This is a genomic window from Novosphingobium sp. KN65.2, assembly GCF_001368935.1.
GTDB lineage: Bacteria > Pseudomonadota > Alphaproteobacteria > Sphingomonadales > Sphingomonadaceae > Novosphingobium > Novosphingobium mathurense.
In genome coordinates this window covers 1-8,822 of sequence record NZ_CCBH010000242.1, presented here as the reverse complement: position 1 = coordinate 8,822, position 8,822 = coordinate 1, and the positions used below count along the sequence as shown (strand labels likewise).

The window sequence follows — 8,822 nt, the reverse complement described above, 5'->3', positions numbered from 1 at the left end:
CTTTTACTCCGCCGTTGACAGTGCCGTTTCTCCTGCGCAGCGGGAATCCGGCAAATGCGCGAAATGTGGTCGCGCCCTGGTCGAAATTCTTAGCTGCAGGAGTTCATCACAATCGAGACAGCGAAACGGCCCCATTGACTTTCCGGTGATCTTATCGACGTGATGTGCGACGCCGTCATTGCATCGGGCAAAGGGCACTCGCAGGTCGCCAGACCTTTGCCATGTCGAGGCACAAGGTCGCCTTCCGTCTGTCAATTTTTCGCCACTATTTCTGTTGATTTGACGGCATGAACCTTGATCCATTCACGCGGATCGATGGTTGCGCTTTCTGCCATGGTCACCTCCGAACTGACGTTCGCATCCGCCAGAATCTAACATCGTTCCAATCGCGCTCCCGGTCGGTTGAGGCCCCAACGCCGCTCGATGTAAAACTCCAGCGACTTTCGAACCTGGAAGCTCAGAACATCCTCTGTGAAGCCGTATTCCAGTCGGACGGCGGCCTTCTGCGCGTCCGACAGGCCGCGCAGCGGCCTGAGGCGTATCTCAATCAGGTCTTCCCAGTCAGTATCTCGCGGAAGCGCCTCGTCTATCGGTTCGGTTGTGAAGCTGCTTTCAGGCAGCACGCGGATGGGAAGGTAGTCACGCCATTCCTGATGGTGGAAACTCCATGCCCGGACGTGCAATCGCTCACCGTCCGATGCAAAATGAGCCGGTGCGATCCACTGGTTCAGGCGCAGCCCGCTCGACATCGAAACATAGTCGAGTTCTATTTTCAGCCGCTGCTCGATTGCCTGATAAAGCTGGCGCATGATGAAAGGCGGACACTGCCGCACGGGCGACGGCAAGCGCAAGAAGTCGTCCTCAGCAGCGCCAACAATTAGCTCATCGGGCGTGCCGGTGTCGTGCCAGAACAGCAATCCGACATGCCCGCGATCAGCCACATAGCATTTGCGGACTGCGTCATAGGTCGGCTTCGGGTCTGCTACCCGCTCCAGATATTCCCTGAAATCGATCGCGGCTTGAGGGGAGGAAATGCCGAACCGCTCAATCAGGTCCCTACGGTTCACCTGCCCACGCCACGTCAGGCATTGATCGAGATAGACCAGTCGGGCGAACATCGCCGGTTTGAGCGTGGAACCATTCATCGGGCTGGACGATACTTGACTCCCCCTCCACTGTCTATATAAATTTTATACATATTGAGATTCGGGGATTGATTAATGCGCATCCTGCACACGAGCGACTGGCATCTGGGGCGCCAATTCCATGGTCTGCCCCTGGAGGAAGACCACGACCACGTCCTCGTTCAAATTCTGTCGACCATCGATGATCATCGTCCGGACGTCGTGATTGTCGCGGGCGACATCTTCGACAGAGCCAACCCACCTCAAAGCGCAATCCGGCGGCTTTCCGACTTCCTAACCACGGTACGAGCAACCTCCGATGCGGCAATCGTCGTAATCGCAGGCAACCATGATTCCGCAGCACAGATCGGTGCAATGGGCGTTCTCGCGAGCGATGGTGAGGCAATTGTGCGTGGGCCATTGGATGAGGACGAAAGACCACTGATCATCTCTGACGCCCACGGTCCGGTGGCGATTTCAGCGTTGCCTTTCGCCTTTGAATATGCGGCGCGGCTATGCTTCGAAGACGAGGGAATTGCCTGTCCGGCCGATGTCATCCGCGCTCAGATTGCAAGTGCGCGCAAACACATCGGCGACGATATGCGCTGGGTCGTCGTTGCCCATGCATTCGTGGATGGCGCAGCGACGAGCGAAAGCGAGCGTCCTCTAGTGCGGACGGTCGGCGGGATCGAAACTGTATCGGCGACCGCATTCGACGGCGCACACTATGTTGCGCTTGGGCACCTGCACCGACCGCAATCGGTCGGACATGATCACGTCCGCTATTCCGGCGCTCCACTTGCTTTCGGCTTTGATGAAGAGGGTCAAGAGAAGTCCGTCAGCCTGATCGATCTTGCGCCTGACGGCAGCGTGGACGTGACGGAAATTCCCATCGAACCACTGCGGCAAGTGCGATCCATCCGTGGGAAGCTTTTGGAACTGCTGGCGGCAACCGAGGTTTCCCATGATCTTGTTCGCGTCGTTCTAACTGACGAAACACCGCAAATTGACCCGATGAAAAGGATCCGGGAATTCTACCCCAACGCGGTCCAGCTCGCATATGAACGCAATGAGCGGCCCGTCGCACAGCGCCTCGAAGAACAACGGGCGGCGATCGACGATCCACAGACACTGGCTTCGACTTTCCTCGAGTTCGTCCGCGGTGACGCGCTGTCAGAGACGGAAACAGGGATTGTCGCCTCCGCCCTTCATGCGGTTGAGACAACGGAGGCAGGGCAATGAGACCAATCAAACTGACCCTCAGTGCTTTTGGCCCTTACGGCGGGGTCGAGACCATCGATTTTCGCGAAGCCACTGACGCCGGCCTCTTCGGAATCTATGGACCAACTGGATCAGGTAAGTCGTCGATCTTCAGCGCGATTGCCTTTGCCCTGTTTGGAGAAGGTGCGAAGGAAGAGCAGGGCATTGGCACGATGCGTTCGGATTTCGCACCGGAATCACTGCTGACCGAGGTCGGCCTGCAATTCGAACTCGGCGACAAACGGTATTTCGTCCGCCGCATCCCCGATCAAACTCGTCCCAAGAGCCGAGGGGAAGGACAGACCATGCAGGCACATACGGCATGGTTGTTCGACGTGTCGGAAATCGCTGTAGACGATGTCAGTCCGGATTGTTGCGGCACCCCGATCGCCGAACGCAAAGTCAGCGATGTCGTGAGGCATATTGAAGAACTGCTAGGATATGGCGCGCAGCAGTTTCGCCAGATCGTGCTGTTGCCGCAGGGTCGGTTCGAGCGATTCCTGGTCTCGAACAGCAAGGACCGGCTCGAAATCCTGCGCGAACTGTTCGACGTGTCTCTTTATCGGAGGCTCACGGACAAGCTCAAAGCAGACGCTGCGGACGTCCGACGCGAGATCGAGGATGGCTATCGATTGAACGGTCAGCGGCTCCGGTCGAAAGGTTTCGACAGCTCAGATGAACTTGGCTCCGGCATCGCGTCTGCGCTCGAGCGTTGTGAATTGAGCCGGCTGACCGTGGCTAAAACAATGGCGGCACTCAATGCTGCGAACAGCGCATTTGCGGCAGCCGAGGCCCAGGAGAAATTGTTTGGCGAGGTGGACGCAGCAGATGCTGCCTTGAAGGAGCTCGAAGGCAAGGTCGCTGAATTCGAGACCGTGCGTGGGCGTAAATCCAGGGCCGAACTGGCGCGGCGCATGGCCGATCTCGAAAGCAACCTCGCTGACGCCCGCACCCGCCACGCTGCGGCAGAAACTTCGCTGGCCAACGCCGCTGGAGAGGCAAAGCGGGCACGCGACGCTTCATTGGAGGCGAAGGCGAAACTGGATGATCTGCGATCTCGAGAACATGAACTCGAGAGCTTGGCCCGCAAGGTCGATGAACTGGGACGGCACAAGCAGGTTCTGATCGATTCTTCAGAACGGCACAGGCAGCATGAAATTGCCCTGAGTGCGCTGAACGTTGCCAAGCAGGCGTATGACCAAGCTATTTCGGACCATCAGAAGGCCGAGCAGGCCTTCGATGAGAAGTTCGACTCGCATGCTGTTACCCAGAGGAACACCGTCGAGCAGCAGAGATTGATCCGCGAGCGAGAGAAGCTGAAGCTCGAACTGGACAGTGCAAATGCTCATCTGCGTGCAAGCGAGGCTGCGGAACAGGCACAGGCTGATTTCGATGCGGCATCGACAGCCGCTTTGGATGCGCAAGCCCGCCATCGTAGCGCGGAGGAAGGTGAAGCTGCACGCGAACATGAATTCATTTCTGCGCAAGCCAGCATCCTCGCTGAGCGGCTGGAAGACGGTCTGCCCTGCCCGGTTTGCGGTGCCAGCGATCATCCCCAGCCAGCTCATGGATCGGGCGATGCGGCGCTACTCGAGAAGGCGTGGCGAGACGCCCAGTCCGCTTCCATCGCTGCGGCAAAACTTGATCGCGATGCTCAATCACGCGTCAGTTCGGCAAGTGCAACCCTGGAGGCACGTCGGGCAACAGTTTCCGATCTCCCAGAGCCCCGGCGTGGCATAGACGAGATCGACACTGAATATCGGTTGGCTGTCGGCGCAATCGAGGAACTCGGTGAAATCGCCGATGTCACGCTTCTCGCAAAGCAAGTCGAGGAGCTGCGTGAGCGAAAGCTCACGACAAGCACCAAGCTCCAGCAGGCCAATTCCGCTCTGAGTAACGCAACGACTGCTGAAGCCGTTGCCCGTCAGGCATATACGGATCGCATCGCGTCGGTCCCGGAGGAGTTGCAGGACCCGGTTGCACTGCAGGCGGCGATCGAGGCCGCGACTGTTGAAATCGATCAGCGTAAGAAGGCGATCGCAGGCGCTATCGAGGAACAACAGATTGCTCACGCCGCCCAGATCAAAGCCGAAGCTACCGAGCAGAGCGCGCAGGTCTCTCTCAAGGATTGCGCGGAAGACATTGTGAAGAAGCAAGCCGGATTTGAGAAGCGCCTAGTCGAACTCGACATTTCCGAGACGGTCTATCGCTCCGCCATTCCCGACATTGAATTGATCGGAGAACTAGAAGAGGCGATTGCCAAGTTCGACAAGGAACTGGCAGGAGCGCAAGGGCGACAGTCAGCGGCAATGAATGCTGTCGGCAGTGCCCAGCGGCCCGTTATGGAGCCGTTCCGGCTCAACTGTGTTCAAACACAGACGGCAGCCGACGAAGCTGCAAGGAACAGCGCTGACGCGCAACAGAAGCATCAATCGCTCGTCGAACTACAAACGAGTCTGGCTGATGAATTGAAGAATTTGCAGAATCTCGAGCAAACTTCTGGCTCGCTGCGCGGTCTGGCCGAAGCCTTTGACGGGCAGAACGAGCTGCGAACTACTCTTGAGACCTTTGCCATTGGCGCGATGTTCGATCAGGTCCTTGAAGCCGCAAATCTGAGGCTCGATCCGATGACTGGGGGTCGATATCGTTTCGAGCGTGACACAGTCAGTGTCAGTGGCCGGTCGAAGCGGGGGCTCGATGTGCGAGTTCACGACATCGAGACTGGCCGGGCGCGCGAGATCATTACCCTGTCGGGCGGAGAAACCTTCATTGCAGCCCTGTCATTGGCACTGGGACTTTCTGACATCGTGGAAATGACCAATGGAGCCATCAGGTTGGATACGATTTTCATCGACGAGGGCTTTGGGAGTCTCGACACAGAAAACGACGCCGGAACGCTGGATCAAGTCCTGCAGGTCCTCCAGAATATCGTTGGAGAGCGACGCGCCGTTGGACTGATTTCACATGTCCCGTTGGTGCAGCAGGCGGTCCCCAACGGCTTCACGGTGCACAAGGGTGTTAACGGCAGTCAGATCGAGGCTCGGGTAGGCTGATTGCCCAATATTCGTCGATTATTATACCACTGAAATATAGGTGAATTATGGAACTATATCGAGATTGGGATAATGATTCAGGCGTTCGAGCCTGTGAGATTTCTGAAGGTCAAATCGACATTGAACTTAAAACCGGAGCAGTTTACCGATATACATCTTCCTCAGTCGGGTCGGCAAACTTTGACCAAATGTTGGCTCTTGCGCGGGCCGGTGAAGGACTGAACTCTTTTATAAATCGAGTTGTGAGGAAACTCTATTCAGCAAGGCTGCGCTAGAGTCTCACATACAGAACCAGCATCGGTTCCGCGATGCCTAGAACAAATATCGAACAATAGCGGCAGGGCAGTAAGAGTAGGTCCGCCAAGACAAATGAATAATCCATTTTGGAAAGAATACGCAGCGGGCACGATTGCAGGCAGGTGTCAGACCGCGTCGGGACACGAAGGGAGGCATGCCCAAGCGTATGCGCGGGCAAGGCATCATTGGAAGAAGCGAGGGGAAGATGGCGACGGAGCCGATAGACGACATCGAGGATTGGTCGAAGAAACTTGCCCCGTGGCGGCAAGACGCCTTGCGCCGGCTCGCAATAAGCACCGACTTGACCGACGGCGATCTCGACGAACTGCTGGCAATGATCAAGCAAGCGGCAGGGTTCAGCCTCGCAAACCCAGCTCCCACGCCAGAGCCCTTCGTGAAGGCGCATTTCGGCGGGGGCAAGCAGAAACCCGTGGTGCTCAAGGGCATCGCTAATGTTGAAAACGTCAACCGCCTTGTCCCAAAGGCGGGGCTCGCTTTTTGTCCAACTGCGCTGACGGTCATCTACGGCCGCAACGGCAGCGGCAAAAGCGGTTTCGTGCGAATCCTGCGGACCGCTTGCCGAACCCGGGTGGAAAAGGCGGATAAGCTCAAGGTACTTTCCGACGTCTATGGCGGCAGTACGGGACCGCAAGCCGCCGACATCATCATCGATGAGGGCAGCGGTGACTCTCCAATCGCTTGGACCAGCGGCATGACCGCCCGGCCCGAACTCATGCAAGTCGCGGTGTTCGATACGTTATCGGCGCAGCTCTATGTCGATGGCGGCAACCAGATCCGCTATCTGCCGTTCGGTCTCGCCCTGCCACACCGGCTCAACGGGGTCAGCCTCAAGCTGAAGGAGCGTCTCGAGGCCGAACGAGCTACGGCGGTCGGCGACAAGGTCGGTCTGACCGACATTGCTTTTCCGCTGCAACGCACCACCAAGGCGCAGACGTTCGACCGATCGCTCACCAAGACCACCACCGATGCCAAGATTGACGAGGCGTCGACATTTGCGTCTGGCGATCAGGAGCGCCTTGACGAGATAATCGCGGTCCTCTCGGCCGGCGCGGCGGCTGTCGCCGATCTCAATGCGCTCATTGGATGGGTGGACGCGATCGCCAGCGAGTGCGAGACTGCGGCGACTGCCTATGCGGACGCTTCGCTGGCGAACTTCACCAAAATGCGTGAAACCGCCGTTCTCGCGCGTAAGACCGCGCAGCTGTCGGCAGGCGCGCTGTTCACCGACGAGCCGCTGCCGGGAGTGGGCAGCGAAACCTGGCGGGCGCTGTGGAACGCGGCACGCGACTATTCGGTGAGAGAAGCCTATGTCGGTTCGGATTTTCCGGTCTTGGCGAGCGATACCGGCCCGGCGGCCTGCGTGCTGTGCCAACAACCGCTGCTCGATGATGGCGCGCAGCGGATGCAGCGCTTCCAGAAATATATGGACGACAGGCTCGATGTCGCCGCCACGAACGCGGAGAAGACGCGCGAGGATGCCGCGGCGGCGCTCGAGCCGCTGACGCAATTGCGCGTAGAAGAATTTGCCGATCGGGTCGAACAGGTCCGGCAGCGCGATGCAGGTCTCGCCGACGCTGTGACAAGTTTCCAGGCCGCTGCGATCAAGCGGCGAACCGATGCCGCCGCAAGACTAGCGGGCGAGGACAGCGACCTCGTTCCGGCGTTCACCTCTCCGCATGTCGAATTGAAGGCGCTGGCGCAGAAGCTGCGCGATGAAAAGAATTCGCTCGCGAAGGCTGGCGAGGCTGATGAGCGCGACAAGCTGACTACCGAGAAGGCCGAACTGGAGGACAAGAAGATCCTCGCCGCCAACCGCGCAAAACTCGTCACGCGGCGCGATCTTCTGGTCACCGATGCCGCCTACAACAAGGCGCTCGGCGAAGTGCAAACCAGGGGCATCACGCAACGCGCGAACGAACTGGTCGACACGCATCTGACCTCGGCGGTCATCACTCAGTTTGAAGCCGAACGCGAACGGTTCGACATCATGCACTTGAAGGTCGGTCTTTCTCGGAAAAGTGGCCAGACCAAGGCAGAATTCGAAATCGATCCGCAAACCAAGCTCACGAAGGTGACCTCGGAAATTCTCAGTGAAGGCGAACAGCGGGCACTCGCGCTCGCGGGGTTTCTCACCGAGGCAGCGCTTACCGATGGCTCCGGCCCGATCATTGTAGACGATCCGGTATCCTCGCTCGACCGTGACCGCAGTGCACGGGTAGCCGAACGGCTCGCCGAAGAGGCCTGCAAGCGCCAGGTGGTCGTATTCACCCACGACATCATCTTCTTTAATGAGCTGTGCAACGCCGCTGAAAACCGGGGCATCGAGCCGGTCACGATCGCGCTGTTCGGCGATAAGGACGCGGCAGGCAAAATCGACCCCGCAGGCATGGTCTGGAAAGGCCTCAACGTCGCCAAACGCATGGGCAAGATCAAAAACGACTTCGCGCCGCTGCCCAAGGTGCTCGCTACCAGTCCGGCCGATTACGAATACAAGGTCAAGCACCTCTACGGGCGCTTGCGGGACACTTACGAGCGCGCAGTCGAGGAGGTGATCTTCCGTGACATCGTGCGTCGCGGCACCGACGTTATACAGACGCAGCTGTTGCGCTATGTGACATTGTCTGACGCGCTCGCCATTCGATTCCATGAGGGAATGACGAAAGCCAATACGCACAGTCACGACAATCCGGCAGCAGACACGGTCCCTGTCCCCAAGCCAGATGAATTCTTGGCAGACATCTCGGCGCTGGAGAAGCTCGTCGAGGACCTTAAGACTGAAAGTCAGGTAGCGGAGGCGGCGAGACCGCAGATGAAACCAAAAAAATAGCCAGATAAACTTGATGTGTTCGTTCGTGTGGCCCTGAGCTCGACAAGTCTGGGGCTGTTCGGATCGGATCTCGTCGAGCTTAGCGGAACGGGCTACCTAGGCGAGCTCACCTACAAAGGGGTTGCGACTACTTTGGGGATCGCGTTCACGCTTCGAAATGGCTTCAATTGAGGCGCGAAGATGACTTGCTAGCTGGCCGCGGGGAGCGTCCGCTATCCCATGTCCGGCGTCAGCGCCCAT

The 8,822-nt window shown here is 58.3% G+C and carries 4 protein-coding genes; 3 read left to right on the top strand and 1 reads right to left on the bottom strand.

Translation table 11 applies throughout. The features are described from left to right. Positions 1 to 371: 371 nt before the first annotated feature. The gene (locus SPHV1_RS24180; RefSeq protein ID WP_054948540.1) at positions 372 to 1,145 is read right to left on the bottom strand and encodes a hypothetical protein; all 774 of its coding nucleotides are present in this window, start codon (positions 1,143 to 1,145) and stop codon (positions 372 to 374) included. Between the two features lie 75 nt (positions 1,146 to 1,220). On the opposite strand from SPHV1_RS24180, the gene SPHV1_RS24175 reads away from it, so the two are divergent. The 3 genes from SPHV1_RS24175 (at position 1,221) to SPHV1_RS24165 (ending at position 8,582) form a co-directional block, all read left to right on the top strand. Continuing rightward, a complete protein-coding gene (locus SPHV1_RS24175) occupies positions 1,221 to 2,366 on the top strand; it encodes an exonuclease SbcCD subunit D (RefSeq protein WP_054948539.1) in 1,146 nt (381 codons plus the stop codon). Beyond that, on the top strand, positions 2,363 to 5,437 hold the full coding sequence (locus tag SPHV1_RS24170) for an AAA family ATPase (protein ID WP_054948538.1): 3,075 nt from the start codon (positions 2,363 to 2,365) through the stop codon (positions 5,435 to 5,437). Before SPHV1_RS24175 ends, SPHV1_RS24170 begins: the two co-directional genes overlap by 4 nt. Before the next feature lie 502 nt (positions 5,438 to 5,939). Next, positions 5,940 to 8,582 carry an AAA family ATPase gene (locus SPHV1_RS24165; RefSeq protein WP_054948537.1) on the top strand — a complete coding sequence of 881 codons (2,643 nt, stop codon included), beginning with the start codon at positions 5,940 to 5,942 and terminating at the stop codon, positions 8,580 to 8,582. Positions 8,583 to 8,822: the final 240 nt, after the last annotated feature.